This window comes from Streptomyces sp. GESEQ-35, assembly GCF_017948485.1.
Classification (GTDB): domain Bacteria; phylum Actinomycetota; class Actinomycetes; order Streptomycetales; family Streptomycetaceae; genus Streptomyces.
The window spans coordinates 9,408-26,656 of record NZ_JAFFSX010000019.1 but is presented as its reverse complement, the minus strand read 5'-3'; the positions used below and the strand labels follow the sequence as shown (position 1 = coordinate 26,656).

Genomic DNA, 17,249 nt, shown 5'->3' with positions numbered 1-17,249 from the left:
TCAGGCGATGTCGGCGGCCTCGGCATACCCGGCCGGCCGCCGATAGACCCCTTCGCTCCGGTGCAGCTGGTGCAGGTCCACCAGATGGCGCCGGAGCGTCACATGGTCGATGTCGTCGCTGTCCTCACACCAGGCGCGCAGCTTCTCGTTGACGGTTCGTTCCGGGTACTCGACGCCCGGCTCGAAGGTCCGCTCGGCGATGTGCCGCAGCACCAGCTTCTTGCGGGTCCACTGCGCGGGAAGCCGGACCAGCCGCCCGTCCCGTACGAAGGTCCGCAGGATCATGTCGGCCCGCTCGTCCCCGGAGGCAGGGCTTTCGACCTCCTCGGAGTCCCGCTGCGCCGCCGCCCGCACGTACTCCTTGAACAGGCCGTACGCGACGCCCAGTTCGGCGTCGTCCCCCGCCGTCACCACGCCCTGCTCCCGCAGCCGCCGCAGCGCCACGGCCGTCTCCCTCGGGGACAGCCCCGCCGCCCGGGCGACCTGCTCGGCGTTCCCCGCGCCCAAGGCCACGGCGGCGAAGGCGCGCACCCGGCTCTCCTCGGCGAACAGTCGGACCAGTTGTTCCGTCGGATCGGTTGCCATGCCCGGAGGCTAATGGACGTCCGTCGCAGGGCCGAGCGATTTTTGCTAGGCGTACCGGTAGACCGTGGACATGTCCTCCAGCTGGTCCGGAGTCACGTGCCACGGCGGCAGCCTCTGGTGCCGGGCGACGATCCGGCCGTACTGGGCGCTGCCGGGGCCGGGCGGCTGCGCCGGCAGATAGCGGTGGCCGCGGTAGCGCCGCTGCCAGCGGTACCACTGGAGGTCCACGAAGGCGTGGACCAGCCAGAAGACGGGGTCGTTGACGGACGCGCCGGTGAGCATGGCACCCCCGACCCAGCGATGCACCCGGTTGTGGTTGCGCCATGAGCCGCTGCCGCTGCCCCATCCCTCCAGCTTGTTGCGGAAGCCCTGGGTGACCGTCGAGTCCCACGGGGGGACGTCGTAGACGGGGTCGTCCAGTGCCCGGTTCAGATCGTCCCTGGTGGGCAGGTCGATCGGACTCCGCGAGCGGCCCAGGTCCCGGATGAGGAACTCGCCGTCGGTGACACCCACCCTGATGGTCCATTTGCCCGCCGCATGGGCGAACGGCCCGGTCATCACCTGCCGGTCGCCGGGCCGCCCGTTGCCGCCGAGCAGTTCGTCGGTCCACGGCACCGAGGTGGCCGTACGGTCCCGGGTCCAGTCCCAGTACGGCACCGTCACCGAGGAGTCGACGCGGCGCAGAGCGCGCTCCAGGTCCAGCAGGAACCGGCGGTGCCAGGGCAGGAAGGAGGGCGTCATATGGGCGGCGCGCAGGCCACGGTCGCCGTCCCCGACGAAGTGCGCGATGTGCAGCCGTACGAACTCGTCGTACTCACCACGCCGTTTGACCTCCAGCAGCGCCTCGACGAACCGCCGCCGCTCGGTGCGCGTCAGCTTGCTCGCGTCCTTACGCACGTACGTCATGCCCTGCCCCCTTGTGCGGATGTCCGCCGCCGAACGGCCCGGGGGCCAGGACGCGCAGCCGCCCGCGGGGCCCGAGTTCGTCGACGGCCGCACGGGTCGCCTCCAGCGGGTTCCGGTACCAGCTGTAGTGGTCGAGCATGCTCAGCCAGGTGCCGTCGGCACGGCGCATCAGGTGCAGCGGGTGGCCGTCCACGGTGACGTGCCATTCGACGTCGAAGGCGCCGAGACCCCCGAGGGGAACGAGAAAACCCTGGATACGGCGGCCGTGGTACGTCTCGTCGAAGGCGGTGTCGGTGGCCACCGGTCCGTCCGCGGGCCGCAAGGGCCGGGAGGCCGCGACGACCGGGGCGAGCGCCACGGCGGCGGACGCGGCGAGCAGCCCGCGCGCCACCTCCCGCCGCGTCCGCCTCCCCGGCTCGCCGCTCACCGGGGTGCCCGCCCCCTGTTCCGCACCCACCGATACCCCGCCGGCGCTGACGGTCATCGCTCACTCCTCGCACGGTTCGGCTGTCTGTACGAGCAACCGCGCAAGGCACCCCACAGTCACCACCGACGCGGCCATACGGCGGTGTCGCCCCCGTCGGTCAGCGGTAGACGCGCAGATAGTCGGCGTCGAAGGTGATCGGAACCGCGCCGGAAGGGGCCGGGTGGTACTGGCCGGCGCTCAGCGACAGGTTCAGGATCAGGTATGCCGACCAGTCGGGGCCGACGCCGGTGCCGTCGGAGCAGACCCGTTCGCCATTGACGTACCACTCGACGGAATCCGCGCCGCAGCGGGTACCGATGGTCACCCACTTCTCCGGGGCCACCGCGTCGACGTCGGTGTGGTACGTCGACGCACAGTTGACGTGGTTGGACAGCTCCAGCAGGTTCGGGTTGTCCGGGTGGTATTCGAAGACGTCGATCTCGTTCTCGCCGTCCTTCCAGGTCCACAGCGCCGGCCAGGCCCCGGTCCCGGAGGGCAGTCTCACGCGGGTCTCGATGTAGTCGCCGGTCCTCACCTGGAAACCCTCGCAGGAGTACTCGGTGGTGAGGAGGCCGGTGTGCCAGGCCTGGCGGCCGTTCTCCAGGGCGTGGCCGACCGGTGTGGCGGTGAAGGTGGCCACGCCGTCCGAGACGATCACACGGTTGGGGGTGAGCCAGTCGAGCTTGTTGTCGTCCGGGTTGTGATCGCCGTAGCGGTAGGCGCTCGTTCTGTCGCCGACCCATTTGGAGCCCCAGGCGATCGGGGTGTTGAACTCTTCCGACCAGATGAGCGACGTGCCGGTGGTCATGACGGCGAGGGTAGGCGAAATCCGCTTTCGGTTCGTCTGTGCAGTCGAACCGAGTCGGACGCACTATACGATCAATTGATTCGCCGACCAGATGCCAATCAATTCGCAGCGCTCCGCGTATTGCATTCTTCACTCCTGCGGCTTTCATGCGTATGGAGTAACGCGTCGCTTTTGCAGAGCTCATGGACTGCTATGTTCTCCAACCGTCGGATCAGAGGTAACTTTCACGCGAGGTGAATCATGAAGAAGGCAGTTTTCACCACTGCGGCGTTGGCCATCGGTGCGGGTCTTGTGGGCGGCTCCGCCGTCGCGGCGTCGGCCACCGGGGGAACGGGGATCAACACGAGCCCCCTGGGTGGTCTCATGTCCCCGACCAAGGTGACTCCGGCGGTCGTGCCGGCGGCCGACACCGTGACGCGGCTGGCCCGCGAAGGTCAGATCGGAAAGGGCAGCGCGTTCGACGAGAACGCTTCGGGGGGAATGTCCGGCATTTACCTGGACGGAATGGACCCGAGCGCCAACAAAAAGCCCACGATTCCGGTGAAGAACCCGGCCGGAAAGGGATCCGTCCAGGTCCACCCGTTGCAGGCGCCGACCTCCGCCGGGCTCGGCACCTTGCTCCCCAAGTGACGAGCCGGCAACCGGGCCCGGAATTCTGAGACTCTGATCCGGTTCTCGGCAGCCGGAGACCGACCAGACCCAGACGCCGGCTCCGGACCCGCAGCTCCACCTCCGCACACGGCGGGTCCGCAAGCCCATCGGCCCCGCGAAGCACCCGTCCGGCCCACCGGCCCTCACCCTGCCGGTGGGCCGGACGCACGTCGCCGTCCATACGGCGCCACGAACCAGGCATTTCTTGGAACATCGCGTGGATTCCAAATTCGGATCCCCTGCGGGCACACCGCATTGCGCCATCCGATGGAATCTGCCCGTGTTTGAATGATCTCACCGTGACTTATGCGCGCTTATAGGGGTTTCCTGGTACGTAAGCGTGCGCAACCGTGAATTCAGGAAGGAATCGAGTTGTCCAAGAAGTTCGCGGTCATCACGGCCCTCGCCCTCAGCACCGTCGTCGGCACCGCCGGCACTGCCCTGGCCGACGGCGGCAGCGTCAGCGGCGGCGGCAGCGGCAACAGCACCACCGTCAAGGGCGGTGGCGGCTTCTCGTCGTCCCCGGTCGTCGTGAACGCCCCTCAGCAGGGCGTTCTGGTCGTCAACGGCACCCTCGTCGACGGTCGCTGCCTGGCCCCGTGGTCCAACGGATCCGTCCTCGGCGGCGTCGTCGCAACGAACTCGCACTACGCCAGCTGCAACACGGACAAGGTCGACCAGTCGCAGAACGCCCCTTACAAGGGTGGCCTGCTGTTCTGATCTCCGTTCCGAGCAGTACGGAGCAGGTGAACCCCCAAACGCAGCCCGGAAAGGCGCAATTCATGCGTAAGAAGGTTACGGCCATTTCCGCCCTGGCAGCAGGTCTCGCGCTCGCGGCCGGCGGCACCGCCGCGGCCTGCGACTGCACGGACGTCACCGGCGGTAGCGGCTTCTCGTCGTCCCCGGTCGTCGTCAACGCCCCTCAGCAAGGCGTAGCCGTCGTCAACGGCACGGTCGTCGACCTCCGCTGTGCCGTGCCGTGGTCCAACGGAGCCGTGCTGGCCGGCGTCGCCGCGCCGAACTCGCACTACGCCTCCTGCAACACGGCCAAGATCGACCAGTCGCAGAACGCCCCCTACAAGGGCGGCCTGCTGTTCTGACTCCTGCTCCGAGCAATTCGGAGCAGGTAAACCCAAACGCAGCCCGGAAAGGCTCAACTCATGCGTAACAAGGTTACGGCCATTTCCGCCATCGCCGCAGGCATCGTCCTGGCGACCGGCGGTGCCGCGGCGGCCGACGGCGACACCACCACCGTCAAGGGCGGTAGCGGTTTCTCGGCGTCCCCGGTCGTCGTGAACGAACCCCAGCAGGGCATTGCCGTCGTCAACGGCTCCGTGCTCGACGCTCGCTGCCTCGCCCCGTGGTCCAACGGAGCCGTCCTCGGCGGTGTCGTCGCGCCGAACTCGCACTACGCCTCCTGCAACACGGACAAGATCGACCAGTCGCAGCAGGCCCCGTACGTCGGTGGACTGCTGTTCTGAGCAGTGCTTCGCCCGATGGCGGTCCGCCGGAAACCCGGCGGACCGCCATCGGCTTTTCTGTGAGTTCCGCGGAAAGCCCGTGGGCCCTGTCCGCGTCAAAGCGCAGTCAGGGCCCACGATCATGAGAGAGCGCCAACAAGGAGGAAAGAGCGCCCATTCGATAAGGCCAACGGAGCTGTGCAGGCCGTGGTCACCCTGATTCGTTCGTTTGGCCCAGTGGGGCACAGGGCAATTGGATTCCCCCGTACATGCCGAAGGGCCGGCTCCGAGGTGCGGAGCCGACCCGGTCGGAGCGGCGAGGAGGGAAACGCCTGCTTGATCGCCTACTTGCCGACCGGAAGTCCGCCGAGCAGCTGCCCGTCGACGGGGTTCGGCAGGGCGGCGCCGAAGACAGGGGTCTTCACGATTCCCTGCCCCTTCACACGGTCCTTCATGTCGTCCGCCGTGCGCTTGACGTTGTTGCCCACGAAGCCCGTCGGCACCTTGGCGGCTGAGGGGAGGCTGCGCGCGACCGTCTTTCCGTTCTCGACGAGGCCCTGCGACGGCATGTCCACCGCCGCGGCGGCGGGTACGGCGCCGCCGGCGATGGCAAGGGAGCCGACGACCACGGCAGCGGCCTTCAAGTTCTTCATCGTGCGCCTTTCTTGGCAAATCATCTTCCGTAACTCGCGGCCGGCAGAGGGGTTTTCATTCTTCGGGCATCGCGAGTGACTCGGTCTCAGTTCTCCCGGGCTAACGAGAGTGGCCCTGCCTGGAAACTCTGCCGCCGACAAGTTCCAGGAACTCATACGAAAAGACCCGTTGCGCCTCCCGGTGTCAGAAGGGCGGCAGGCCGGGCAGGGCCGCGGGTTCCACCTTGTCGGCCGAGCCGGACCGGGGGCCTTGGCGGGGGCGGCCGACGGAGATCAGTCCGAGTCGGCGTCGGCGTTCCCCTCTGGCGAATTTCGGATCGTGTGATCACCGTTAAGTCGGCATGCCGGGGCCGCAACCGATCGAGTGGCGGCCCGGGAACACCCCGCACGGCGACTCCGAATGGGTGGTCCAGCGCGAGAAACAACTCGGAAAGCGTCGCCGTTCCAACACGGATGACCGATTCGGCGATAAATATGGCTATGCGCCTGGTGCTGCTCAACCCCTGAATCCAACGAAGCCTGTTGAACCACAGAACCGAACCCTCTCGAACAGGTGCGGGATTTCATATCGAGAACGCGAGCCGCATATCCGTTGCTGGTTCGGACGATTTACCTCGGAAGGGCGGCCTCGGTCATGGATATCTCCCCGGGTCCCGCCCCGTGCCGTGCGAGGCCCTCCGCCGCGCGCGCGGCGCGCATTCTGCATGTCACTCAGCCCGTCGAGGGCGGTGTCGCGCGGGTCGTGACGGACCTGGTGGCGGCGCAGCTCGCCGTGGGGCTGCGGGTGACCGCGGCCTGTCCGGAGGGCGGCACGCTGACGGACGCCCTGCGCGCGCTGGGCTGCACGGTGCTCCGCTGGGACGCGACCCGCTCACCGGGGCACCGGCTCCCGGCCGAGGTACGGCGGTTGGCGCGGCTCGTGCGCGATGTGCGGCCGGACCTGGTGCACGCGCACAGCGCGAAGGCGGGGCTCGCGGCCCGGCTCGCGGTGCACGGCCGCCTTCCGACCGTCTTTCAGCCGCACGCCTGGTCGTTCGAGGCCGCGGACGGAGTCGTCGCGCGGCTGGCGCTGGGCTGGGAGCGGTTCGGGGCGCGGTGGGCGACGCGTGTGGTGTGCGTGAGCGAGGCGGAACGGCGTACCGGGGAGCGATGCGGAATCACCGCCCGGTGGCGGGTGGTCCCCAACGGTGTCGACACTCACAGGTTCCGGCCGGAGGGAGACCGCGCGCGGTCCGATGGGGGTGCCCCCGCTCGAGCGAAGCCGAGAGTGGGGGACGGTCCGCTCGTCGTGTGCGTGGGCCGGCTGTGCCGGCAGAAGGGGCAGGACGTGCTCCTTCAGGCCTGGCCCGAGGTGGTGCGGCGGGTGGCCGGCGCGCGACTGGTGCTGGTCGGCGACGGCCCGGACGCGGACCGGCTGCGCGCCGGTGCGCCCGCGTCGGTGGAGTTCGCCGGCGCGAGATCCGACATCGCCGCCTGGTACCGGGCCGCCGACGTCGTGGTCCTGCCGTCCCGCTGGGAGGGCATGGCGCTGGCCCCGCTGGAGGCCATGGCGTGCGCCCGGCCGGTCGTCGTCACCAACGTGGACGGGGCGCGCGAGAGCCTGCCGCCCGGCCATCTGCCGTCCTGCCTGGTGCCGCCGGAGGACCCCGGCGCGCTGGCACGGGCGCTGACGACGCTGCTCCGGGACGACCTGCTGCGCACCGCGCTGGCCGCGCAGGGCCTCGCGCACGTGCGCGTCGCCCACGACCTGCGCGACGCCACGGAGGCAGTGACCGGCGTGTACCGCGAACTGCTCGGCGCCGCTATCACGCCGGTTGTATCCACCGAGGCCAGGAAGTGCATCGCCACATGACCGCGGAAAGCACCGTTACCCCGCCCGCGGGGCGGCAGCGGGAGGCAGAGGGCGCCGTCTCCGTTCTCTCCCCGCGCGGCCGCGCCGCCGGGCGCCGGTCGCCCGCCGGGCGGGGATCCCGTCGTCCGCGGCGGATCTCCCCGGCGCCCCTGTGGCTCGTCGACGGCGCCGCCGCCCTGCTGGGCGCCCTCGTCGTGCCCGCGGCTCACGGATACCCGTTGGTCATCGCGCTGCTGGCCCTCGGAGTGATCGGTCTGAACCGACGGGCCTTGTTGTACGACACCTCGGTCGTCCCCGGCGTACTCGACGAACTCCCCGCCGTCTGCGCACGGATCACCGTCGGCTGGGCCGCTGTCGCGGCGCTCTCACCGCTGCGGTCTCTCCCGTTGACCGTGCTGGTCATCGCTGTCGCCGTGCACTGCGCGGCGGCGTGCACGGGCCGTGCGGCGGTGCACGGGCGCCGGCGCCGGGCGCTGCGGCGCAGGCCCTGTCCCGCTCTGGTGGTCGGTCCGGTCGTGGCGGTCCGGCGGGTCGCGGCCGCGTTGCTGCGCCAACCGGGCTGCGGGGTGCGGCCGGTGGGGCTCGTCGCCGACAGCCTGGAAGTCCTCGGCGACGCCGACGACGAGTCGGGGCTGCCGGTGCTGACCACGGGTCAGGACGCGCATCGGGCGATCTTCGAGAACGGTGTGGAGACGGTGCTCGTCGTGGGGGCCGGCACCCGGGTGGAGAAGGCGGCTCTGCTGCGCGGTCTTGCCGCGTACGGATGCGTGCTGTGGGAACTGGACGCGGACCCTCCGTCGTACGGCCCTGTCGGTTGGCGCAAGGGGACGGGACAGCTGGCGGGTTTCTCGCGCAGGTTGCTGTGTCCGGCGGGCGCACGGCGGCCCGGCAGCGTGGGCAAGCGGGTGCTCGACGTGGCGCTCTCGGGCTTGCTGCTGGTGCTGGCCGGCCCGGTTCTGCTGGTGTGCGCGCTCGTGCTGCGGGTCATGGACGGGCCCGGCGTGGTGTTCCGGCAGGAGCGGATCGGCAGGGACGGGCGGCCGTTCACGATGCTGAAGTTCCGCACCCACCGGCCCGCCAGCGCGCACGAGGCCGCGACCCGCTGGAGCGTGGCGGACGAGCAGGCGATGAGCCGCTTCTGCCAGTTCCTGCGCCGCACCTCGCTGGACGAGCTGCTGCAACTGTGGAACGTCTTCCGCGGCGACATGAGCCTGGTCGGGCCCAGACCCGAACGGCCCTACTTCGTCGCCAAGTTCAGCCAGGCCCATCCGGGCTACCCGGCGCGCCACCGGATGCGGACCGGGATCACCGGACTCGCCCAGATCCACGGGCTGCGCGGTGACACCTCGATCGAGGACCGGTGCCGCTACGACAACGCCTATATCGACAACTGGTCGCTGTGGCAGGACGTCTGCATCCTGGTGCGCACGGCGGCACAGTTCGTACGGCCGACGGGGAGCTGAGCACCGGTGAGCACTCCCTCGGCGGCCTCTCCCCCGCTTGTGCTGCCGCTGCCGGCGCTGCGCCGGGCCGTTCCCGTCCTGCCGGTGGTGGCGGTCGTCGTCCTGCTGGGGCTGCCGGTCGCACCGGACAGCGCGGCCACCCCCGCCGACGCGGCCTCGGGGCTGCTCGTGCTGTGGGCCGTCGTCCACACCACACGGCAGGCGCGGCGCCCGCTGACACGGACGGCGGCGGTTGTGTTCGGGCTGCCCGCGGTGGGCATCGCGGTCGCGGCGGCGGGGGCGTTGACGCCCGGCGACGCGATCACCGGACTGGCCCGCTACTTGCAGGTGTTCGTGCTCGTCCCGGTCGCGGTGGTGCTGCTGGTGCGGGACCGGCGCGATGCCCGGCTGGTGCTGTGGTCGCTGGTCGGCCTCGCGCTGTGGCAGGGGGCGATCGGGGTGCACCAGTACCTCACCGGGACCGGGGCCTCGTACGGCGGAGCCGAGATTCGGGCCGTGGGGACCTTCGGGCCGTCGGACGTGATGGGGATGGCGACCGTCGTCGCGTACGGCGTGGTGGCCGCGACCGGTCTCGCCCTCGGGACGCGAGCGCGGCGGCAGCAGATCGTCGCGGCCGGATGTGCGGTCGCGCTGCTCGTGCCGCTCGCGCTGTCCTTCAGCCGGGGTGCCTGGATCGCCACGGCCCTGGCCTGCGGGGCGCAGTTGCTGCTGGCCGGGGTGCGGCGGGCGGTGGCGGTGTTCGCGGCGGCGGTCGCGGCCTCGGTGGTGCTGGTGGGCGGGCTCGGTGTGGGCGCCTCGGTGCTTCAGGAGCGGCTGACCAGCATCACTCAGGTCGCCGACGCGCCGGACCAGTCGGTCGTCGACCGCTACACCCTGTGGTCGGCGGCCGCCGGCATGTGGCGCGAACACCCGGTGACGGGCGTGGGGTTGAAGGCCTTTCCCGCGCACCGGGACGGCCACGCCTCGCTCGCGCTGTCGTCCGGCAGCGACACGGGAGGAGCGGGCCAGGCCTACCGGCGCCAGCCCCTGCTCTCCCCGCACAACATGTATCTGCTGGTCCTCAGCGAGCAGGGGCTGCTGGGTCTGCTCACGGTGGCGGGCGGCTGGCTGGCCCTGCTGGTCTGCGCACTGCGCCGGCTGCGGCTGGGCGGACGCGCCCAGAACTACGCGCTCGCGACCTGCGGGCTCCTGCTGTGGACGCTCATCAACTTCCTGTACGCCGACATCGGCGGCCCCTCCACCGTCCTGACGGCCGTCTGCCTCGGCCTGGCCGCCTGGTCGGCACTGGCCCCCGGCGCGACGGCGGCCCCGGCGGCGGAATCGAGCGCACGATGACGCCCCGGCCCGTGGCGACCGGAGGCGCCGCCCCCGAGCACACGACTGGCATGGACGGCCGGCCCCCGATCGACGACCACCCCGAACACGCGACCGACATGACCGCCCGACTTCCGGCCGACGGCATCCACCTCGACCCCACGCCCGGTGCGAAGTGCCCGCCTCCGGTCGAAGGCAACCCTGAGCACGCGGCCCACGTGAACGACCCCCTCCCGACCGAGGCCCACCACGCCCCCACGCCCGACACGAAGCGCCCACCCCCGACCGAGACCAACCCTCACCACACGGCCCACGTGAACAACCCCCTCCCGACCGAGGCCCACCACGCCCCCACGCCCCACCTGGACAGCCCACACCCAGCCCATGGCTACCCCGCCTCCGCGACCCGCTCGGGCAACCCACACCCAGTCGACGCCCGCTCTGTCGCGGTGGGCGCCGAGCGGGCGGGCGCTGTCTCGGGACGGTTTCTCGCGAGGGCGACGTTGTTGTCCGCCGTGTTGTCCATGGCCGGGGCGCTTCTGGGGCTCGGGCGGGACCGGGCGCTCGCGCAGCTCTTCGGGGCCGGGGCGGACACCGACGCGTTTCTGGTGGCCTGGACGCTGCCCGAGATGGCGTCGACGCTGCTGATCGAGGACGGGATGGCGTTCGTGCTCGTGCCCGCGTTCAGCGTGGCGCTGGCGCGGCGGGCGGCCGGGATCAGCACCTCCGACCCTGTGCACGCCCTGGTCGCCGCCTCGCTGCCGCGGCTGTGCCTCGCGCTGACCGCCACCGGCGCCGCGCTCGCGGCCGGGGCTCCGCTGCTGGTCTCCGTGCTGGCGCCCGGTCTGCCCGATCCGTCCCTCGCCGTGTCCTGCACCCGGCTGACGGCGACCTGCGTCCTGAGTTTCGGGCTGGCCGGGTACTGCAGCGCGGCGCTGCGGGCCCACCGCAGCTATCTCGCGCCGGGCGCGATCTACATCGCGTACAACATCGCGATCATCGCCACGATGCTCGTTCTCGGTGAGCGCTGGGGGGTGCGGTCCGCCGCTCTCGGTGTCGCGCTCGGCGGGTGCCTCATGGTCGCCGTCCAGGCACCGTCCCTGTGGCGGCGGATCGCCGGGCGGCCCGACGGCGACGGGGACAGCGGCGACGCCGGCAGGCTGCTCGCGCGTGGCCTCGTCTGCGCGGTCCTGCTCTTCACCCTCTGCCGGCAGTCGCAGGTCCTCATCGAGCGCTACTTCGCCTCCGGGCTGCCGGCCGGCGCCATCTCACACCTCAACTACGCCCAGAAGGTCGCCCAGTTGCCGATGTCGCTGGCCATGATGGTGTGTGTCGTCACCTTCCCGGTGGTGGCGCAGGCCGTCGCCGAGGGCGACACCCGGCGGGCCCGGGACCGGGTCGAGCGGGACCTGGTGCTGGTGGCCTCCGTCGCGCTGCTGGGCGCCGCCGCGATCGTGGCCTCGGCGCCGCAGATCGTCCAGCTCCTTTTCCAGCGCGGTGCGTTCACGGCCGGGGACACCGCCGCGACCGCCGCCGTGATGCGGGTGTACGCGGTCGGACTGCTCGGGCACACCCTGGTGGGGGCGCTCGTACGGTCGTACTTCTCGGCCGGCCGGACCACCTGGTATCCGCTGGGCGCGATGGGCGTGGGCGTGCTCGCCAACGTCGTCATCGGTGCCTGGGCCGTGGAGCCGTGGGGCGTCCGCGGCATCGCCGCCGCCAACGCGATCGGCATCACCCTGACCGCGCTGCTCCTGCTGCACGGGCTGGGGCCGCGCAGCGTGCCCGTGCGCGTCCGCCGGGTCGTCGCCCAACTGGCCGGACCGGTGTGCGCGGCCGTGTGCGCCACCGGAGCCGGGCTGGTCTGCGCGGGGCTGTTCGCCTCGCCCGCGGCGTCCGTCGCCGCCTGCTTCCTGTGCGTGACCGCCGTCTTCCTGCTGCCGGCCTGGATCTTCGATGTGGCGGGCGCCCGGTCCCTGCTGCTTTCCGTCGTGCACTCCGTCCGTCGCTCCGTCAAACGAAGGCTTCGCCATGGTCGCTGACACCTCCGCCGCGCCGAACACGGCCAAACCCGATCCCGCACCACCCGCGGGAGGACGCCCGTCGCGGCGTTCCGCCCCCTGGGTGGCCATGTACCACTCCGTCTCGGAGTGTCCGGACGACCCGTACAACGTCACCGTCACCCCCGCGCGCCTCGACCGGCAGCTCGCCTGGCTGTCCGGGCGCGGCCTGCGCGGGGTGAGCGTCCGCGAGTTGCTCGCGGCGCGTGCCCGTGGCGCGGCGCGCGGCCTGGTGGGGCTCACCTTCGACGACGGGTACGACGACTTCGTCACCCACGCGCTGCCCGTGCTGCACCGCTGGGACTTCACGGCGACCGTGTTCGTGCTGCCCGGCCGGCTCGGCGGCGAGAACGCATGGGAGGCGACCGGCCCGCGCAAGCCGCTGCTCGACGTCGACGGCATCCGCCGTGCCGCGGCCGCGGGCATGGAGATCGCCTCGCACGGTCTGGTCCACGTCGATCTGACCAGGGCCACGGACGAGGAACTGCACGCCGAGACCAATGACAGCCGGCACCGGCTCGCCGGGATCACCGGCGGCGACATCGCGGGCTTCTGCTACCCGTACGGATATCTCGACGAGCGTGCCACCGCCGCCGTACGCCGGGCCGGTTACCGCTACGCCTGCGCGATCACCCCCGGCCCGGCCGGCTCCGGCGACTTCGCGCTGCCCCGCATCCACGTCGGGCAGGCGGACACCTCGCTGCGGCTGGAGCTGAAGCGACGCCTGGCCCTGGCCCACGGCCGTGCCCTGGAGTCCGCGTGAGGGCTCTGCACGTCATCACCGGCCTCGGCGTCGGCGGAGCGGAACAGCAGCTGCGGCTGCTGCTGCGCCATCTGCCCGCCGAGTGTGACGTGGTGGCGCTGACGAACCCCGGCCCGGTCGCCGCGGGCCTGGCCGCCGACGGGGTCCGCGTCACCCACCTCGGGATGCGCGGCAACCGCGACCTCGGAGCGCTCCCCCGGCTCGCCCGGCTGATCCGCGCCGGCGGCTACGACCTCGTACACACCCATCTCTACCGGGCCTGCTTCTACGGCCGGATCGCCGCGCGACTCGCGGGAGTGCGGGCCGTCGTGGCCACCGAGCACTCGATCGGCGCCACCCGGCTGGAGGGCCGGCCGCTGACCGCGGGCGTCCGCGCGCTGTACCTGGCCGGTGAGCGCCTCGGCCACACCACGGTCGCCGTCTCGCCGACGGTGGCCGAGCGGCTGCGCCACTGGGGCGTGCCCGGGCCGCGCATCCATGTCATCCCGAACGGCATCGACGCGCCCCGGTTCCGGTTCGACGAGGTGCGCCGCAAGGAGGCACGGGCGTATCTCGGGCTGCCGGAGGACGCGTACGTCATCGGCGGTGTGGGGCGCCTCGCCCCGGGCAAGCGCTTCGATCTGCTGGTCCGCGCACTGACCCAACTGCCGGGTGACGTACGGCTGTTGCTGGTCGGCGGCGGGTCCGAGGCATGGCCGCTGCGGCGGATCGCCCTGGGGCTGGGGGTCGCGGACCGGGTGGTGCTGACCGGCGAGCGGCCGGCTCTGCCCGACCCCGGCGACGACGCACCCGACCTGGCCGCCCTGCTCTCCGCGATGGACGTGCTCGCCTCGCCGTCGGCGGAGGAGTCCTTCGGCCTCGCGGTGGTGGAGGCGCTGGCGGCCGGGCTGCCCGTGCTGTACGCGAGCTGCCCCGCCGTCGAGGACCTGCCGCCGGACGCGGCACCCGGTGCCCGGCGCGTCATGGGCGACGAGGGGGCGTACGCGCGGGAACTGCTGCGGCTGCGGGCGGCGGGACCGGGCGAGCGGACCGCCCCGGCCGCCGTGCACCGCTATGACATCGCGTGCAGCGCCCGGCAGTTGATGAATGTGTACACGGCCGCTCTGTCCGGCTCGACCCTGGAAGTGAGTTCCCCATGACCGACAACCCCGATCGCAGTGCACGGCGGCTGGGCCGGACACGTGTGAAGCGGCTGCCCTCCTGGTGGCTGCTGCCCGCCGGCGCACTGCTCGGCGCCGTGGCCGGTGGCGCGTACGGCCAGTTGAAGCCGCCGCAGTACACGGCGACCAGCTCCGTCGTGGCCGTGGCGTCCGGCCGGTCCGACGTCGACTGCACCGATGCGCTCGGCTTCGCGCAGGCGTACGGCCGGGTGGCCCCGCAGCTCGCGGTGCTCGGGGACGCGCAGATGTGGGCGGGCGTGCCGGCCGCGACGATGCGCGAGAGCGTGCAGGTCGCGACCTCGCCGGACGCGCCGATGGTCTCGGTCTCGGCGACCTCGTCGAAACCGGGCCAGGCCGTCGACATCGCCAACGCCGTGTCCCGCGCGCTGATCACGCAGGCGGGCCACACCAAGAAGCAGACCGGCATCCGGCTCGAACGCCTCTCCCGTGCCGCGAAGCCCACCGAGCCGTCGTCCGCGTCACCGGAACTCACCACGCTGGTGGGCACGAGCGCCGGCGCTCTGCTGGGCGGCCTCGCGCTGCTGGCCCGGCCGCGGCGGACGGCGGACGACGACGCGGGGCGGGCACCGGTACCGGGCCCGGCCCACGCCGCCGACGCCCGCGGGACGCTCGAATGACCTCGGCCGGACGCGCGCTGTCGGTGGAGGTGTGCACCGACGAGCGCGCGTTCGGGGAGCTGGCCGGGGAGTGGGAACGCCTGTTCCGGGCCTGTCCGTCGGCGACACCGTTCCAGAGCCATGCCTGGCTGCACTCGTGGTGGCTGTCGTACGGCACCCCGGACCGGCTGCGGCTGGTGCTGGTGCGCAGGAGCGGTGAACTGGTGGCGGCGGCACCGCTGATGCGCATGTACCGCCCGCTGCCGGCGCTGGTGCCGATCGGCGGCACCATCACCGACTTCTGCGATGTTCTCCTCGACGAAGCGGCGGCCGCCGAGGGCACCCCGGCGCTGGCGAACGCCCTTGGCGAGCTGGCCCGCACCGCCCTGATCGACTTCCATGAGGTGCGGCCGGGCAGCGCGCTGGAGCGGGTCTACCGCTGCTGGCGCGGCCCGCGGCACCGGATACACGACTCCCTGTGCCTGGAACTGCCCGCCGTGCCCATGGACGAGTTGGTCGGGCGGCTTCCGGCGTCGCGAGGCCGACGGATCCGCAACAAGGTGAACCAGCTCGCCCGGCTCGGCATCGAGTGGCGCGTCGTACGCCACGACGAGACGGAGGCCGCGCTGGGCCGGCTCCTCGAACTGCACCGGCTCCAGTGGCAGGACCGGAAGGTGTCGCCGGAGCACATGCGGCCGCGGTTCCTGGAGCACCTGGTCAGGTCGGCGGTCTCCATGGCCCGGTCCGGTGAGGCCGCGGTGACGGAGTTCGTGCTCGAAGGCTCGGTCGTGGCGGTCAAGCTGAATCTGCTGTCAGCGGGACTGGCCGGCCTGTACATGTACGGCTTCCACCCGCAGCTGCGGGACCGCAAGGTGGACGTGGCGACGATGCTGCTGCGCGCGTCCGCCGACCTGGCCTCCGGCGGCGGGCACCGGGTTTTCAGCCTGCTGCGCGGCGACGAGCCGTACAAGTACCGCTGGTGCCCCGAGACGGTCGTCAACGAGCGGCTCCTGCTGGCCAGGCGCCGCACCGCCCCGCTGTTGGCGGCCGCCGTCGGCGAGGCGGCCGCCCGGCGCCGCGCCAAGCAGGTCCTGCGCGGGCATCCCGGTCCTCCCGATCAGGAGTAACGCTCCGCCCACTGAAGGCAGACGGCGAGCCTGCCGCCGATCTGGTGCTCGAGCCAGCCGGAGAGTTCCAGCGGCGTGCAGCGCGGCAGCTTGGAGGGCATGGGCGTGGGTGTCGGCACCGGCGTCGGTGTCGGCACCGGCGCCGGCTTCGTGGGCGCGGTCGGGACCGGGACCGGTGTCGGCTTCGGCTCGGGCGGGCTGGACAGCACCGCGCGATACAAGGCGGAGGCACGGGGGTTGGCGGCACACAGCCACACGCCGTGCGGGCAGTAGTCGGTGATGGTGTTGTAGAGCGGCTTGTGCTCGTCCATCCACGCGAGCATCCGCAGCATGTACGTGACGTTGTCGCCGTTGCGGAACAGACCCCATTCGGGATACGAGATCGGCTTGTGGTGGGCCCGCGCGAAGTCCACGTGGTACTTCAGGCCGTAGGGCTCGGAGACCTGCTCGTCGAACGTCATGTCGTGCGGCTGGTCGTACGAGTCCATGCCGACGATGTCCACGACGTCGTCGCCGGGATAGCACTCGGACCAGGGAATCGCGTCGGTGCCGCGGCTCGGGGCGAAGTCGAACTTGAACTTCTGGCCGGGAACCGAGCGCATGACGGTGACGATGCGCCTCCAGTACAGCTTCCATCGCTCCGGATCGGGGTCGCAGCGATGGGTGTAGGTGATGCCGTTCATCTCCCAGCCGAGCACCAGGACCGTGTCCGGCACACCCAGGTCGACCAGCCGCTCGGCCAGCACCCGGAAGTGGTCGTCGAACTCACCGGCCGCGGCCCGGCGCAGCAGCTGTCCGACCTCCCGGTCGGGGACGTTCTCCTCGTTGCGCTCCATCAGCGGAACGTTGAGCACGAACATGCGGTCGTCCTCGGCGCGCCGCCACTCGGCCCAGCTGTTGAGGAAGCCGTGCGCGCCCTCGATGTTGTTCCACAGGTCCCCCGGCAGATACGTGTGCCCCACGCGCACTTCGTGGCCGCCGAGCCAGCGGCTGAGCTGCTTCATGCGCTTGAGTCCGGGGGGCCCGTAGTGGAGGTACGCGCCGAACGCGGGCTGGTGCGCGGCGATTCCCGGCGGGGCGTGCCCGGCGTCAGGGGGTGACGGGGACGGGCCGGGGGCTACGGAACGCTGTGGGTCGGGGCGGGATGCGGGGTCGGCCGGGAAGGGGAAGGCCAGGCCCGGAGCGACGGCCGCCGCCACGACCATCGCGGCGGTGATGAACGTCAGTCGCCTGACTGCGGACCGGCGGCGTTCAGTGGCCATGCATCCTCCTTGGGTGCAGCTCCTCTCACACAGTGACGCATGGTTATATATACGCCTATTACGCCAAACCAGGCAGGAAGCTCGACGCGGGTCGCCCGCATG

The 17,249-nt window shown here is 71.6% G+C and carries 18 protein-coding genes; 12 read left to right on the top strand and 6 right to left on the bottom strand.

Annotation, left to right across the window (positions count from 1 at the left end):
* The 4 genes from KCH87_RS30645 to KCH87_RS30630 form a co-directional block, all read right to left on the bottom strand.
* On the bottom strand, positions 1-585 hold the full coding sequence (locus tag KCH87_RS30645) for a DUF2087 domain-containing protein (protein WP_210589740.1): 585 nt from the start codon (positions 583-585) through the stop codon (positions 1-3).
* Between the two features lie 45 nt (positions 586-630).
* Entirely contained in the window at positions 631-1,491 is an 861-nt protein-coding gene (locus KCH87_RS30640; protein ID WP_210589739.1) for a tyrosinase family protein, read from the bottom strand.
* Entirely contained in the window at positions 1,475-1,975 is a 501-nt protein-coding gene (locus tag KCH87_RS30635) for a tyrosinase family oxidase copper chaperone (RefSeq protein WP_210589736.1), read from the bottom strand. The genes KCH87_RS30640 and KCH87_RS30635 overlap by 17 nt, the downstream gene beginning before the upstream one ends.
* A 100-nt stretch (positions 1,976-2,075) precedes the next feature.
* Positions 2,076-2,765, bottom strand: a complete 690-nt coding sequence (locus KCH87_RS30630; RefSeq protein WP_210589733.1) for a family 16 glycosylhydrolase — start codon at positions 2,763-2,765, stop codon at positions 2,076-2,078.
* A gap of 240 nt (positions 2,766-3,005) precedes the next feature.
* Here KCH87_RS30630 and KCH87_RS30625 point away from each other — a divergent pair, with 240 nt between their 5' ends.
* The 4 genes from KCH87_RS30625 to KCH87_RS30610 all read left to right on the top strand — a co-directional run bounded on the left by KCH87_RS30625 (position 3,006) and on the right by KCH87_RS30610 (position 4,897).
* Positions 3,006-3,395, top strand: a complete 390-nt coding sequence (locus KCH87_RS30625) for a hypothetical protein (RefSeq protein ID WP_247197075.1) — start codon at positions 3,006-3,008, stop codon at positions 3,393-3,395.
* Between the two features lie 393 nt (positions 3,396-3,788).
* Positions 3,789-4,136 carry a hypothetical protein gene (locus KCH87_RS30620; RefSeq protein ID WP_210589730.1) on the top strand — a complete coding sequence of 116 codons (348 nt, stop codon included), beginning with the start codon at positions 3,789-3,791 and terminating at the stop codon, positions 4,134-4,136.
* Positions 4,137-4,198: 62 nt separating this feature from the next.
* On the top strand, positions 4,199-4,516 hold the full coding sequence (locus KCH87_RS30615) for a hypothetical protein (protein ID WP_210589727.1): 318 nt from the start codon (positions 4,199-4,201) through the stop codon (positions 4,514-4,516).
* A gap of 60 nt (positions 4,517-4,576) precedes the next feature.
* Positions 4,577-4,897 (top strand): hypothetical protein, encoded by a 321-nt coding sequence (locus KCH87_RS30610; RefSeq protein WP_210589725.1) that lies wholly within the window; start codon positions 4,577-4,579, stop codon positions 4,895-4,897.
* 323 nt (positions 4,898-5,220) lie between these two features.
* On the opposite strand, the gene KCH87_RS30605 is transcribed toward KCH87_RS30610, so the two are convergent.
* Positions 5,221-5,529, bottom strand: a complete 309-nt coding sequence (locus KCH87_RS30605) for a hypothetical protein (protein ID WP_210589723.1) — start codon at positions 5,527-5,529, stop codon at positions 5,221-5,223.
* Between the two features lie 634 nt (positions 5,530-6,163).
* On the opposite strand from KCH87_RS30605, the gene KCH87_RS30600 reads away from it, so the two are divergent.
* From KCH87_RS30600 to KCH87_RS30565, 8 genes are read left to right on the top strand one after another with little or no spacing between them, the layout of a single operon-like run.
* Positions 6,164-7,381, top strand: coding sequence for a glycosyltransferase (locus tag KCH87_RS30600; RefSeq protein ID WP_210589720.1), 1,218 nt, complete (start codon positions 6,164-6,166; stop codon positions 7,379-7,381).
* The gene (locus KCH87_RS30595; RefSeq protein WP_210589717.1) at positions 7,378-8,844 is read left to right on the top strand and encodes an exopolysaccharide biosynthesis polyprenyl glycosylphosphotransferase; all 1,467 of its coding nucleotides are present in this window, start codon (positions 7,378-7,380) and stop codon (positions 8,842-8,844) included. The genes KCH87_RS30600 and KCH87_RS30595 overlap by 4 nt, the downstream gene beginning before the upstream one ends.
* A 6-nt stretch (positions 8,845-8,850) precedes the next feature.
* A complete protein-coding gene (locus tag KCH87_RS30590) occupies positions 8,851-10,179 on the top strand; it encodes an O-antigen ligase family protein (protein WP_210589715.1) in 1,329 nt (442 codons plus the stop codon).
* Complete coding sequence (locus tag KCH87_RS30585; protein WP_247197074.1) at positions 10,176-12,200, top strand: murein biosynthesis integral membrane protein MurJ; 2,025 nt, start codon at positions 10,176-10,178, stop codon at positions 12,198-12,200. Before KCH87_RS30590 ends, KCH87_RS30585 begins: the two co-directional genes overlap by 4 nt.
* The gene (locus tag KCH87_RS30580) at positions 12,190-12,981 is read left to right on the top strand and encodes a polysaccharide deacetylase family protein (RefSeq protein WP_210589712.1); all 792 of its coding nucleotides are present in this window, start codon (positions 12,190-12,192) and stop codon (positions 12,979-12,981) included. Before KCH87_RS30585 ends, KCH87_RS30580 begins: the two co-directional genes overlap by 11 nt.
* Positions 12,978-14,120: a glycosyltransferase gene (locus KCH87_RS30575; protein WP_210589709.1), complete on the top strand. Its 1,143-nt coding sequence runs from the start codon at positions 12,978-12,980 to the stop codon at positions 14,118-14,120. Before KCH87_RS30580 ends, KCH87_RS30575 begins: the two co-directional genes overlap by 4 nt.
* Positions 14,117-14,779, top strand: coding sequence for a lipopolysaccharide biosynthesis protein (locus tag KCH87_RS30570; RefSeq protein ID WP_210589706.1), 663 nt, complete (start codon positions 14,117-14,119; stop codon positions 14,777-14,779). Before KCH87_RS30575 ends, KCH87_RS30570 begins: the two co-directional genes overlap by 4 nt.
* A complete protein-coding gene (locus KCH87_RS30565) occupies positions 14,776-15,885 on the top strand; it encodes a GNAT family N-acetyltransferase (protein WP_210589703.1) in 1,110 nt (369 codons plus the stop codon). Before KCH87_RS30570 ends, KCH87_RS30565 begins: the two co-directional genes overlap by 4 nt.
* On the opposite strand, the gene KCH87_RS30560 is transcribed toward KCH87_RS30565, so the two are convergent.
* Positions 15,876-17,147 carry a glycoside hydrolase family 26 protein gene (locus KCH87_RS30560; protein WP_210589700.1) on the bottom strand — a complete coding sequence of 424 codons (1,272 nt, stop codon included), beginning with the start codon at positions 17,145-17,147 and terminating at the stop codon, positions 15,876-15,878. The genes KCH87_RS30565 and KCH87_RS30560 overlap by 10 nt on opposite strands.
* Positions 17,148-17,249: the final 102 nt, after the last annotated feature.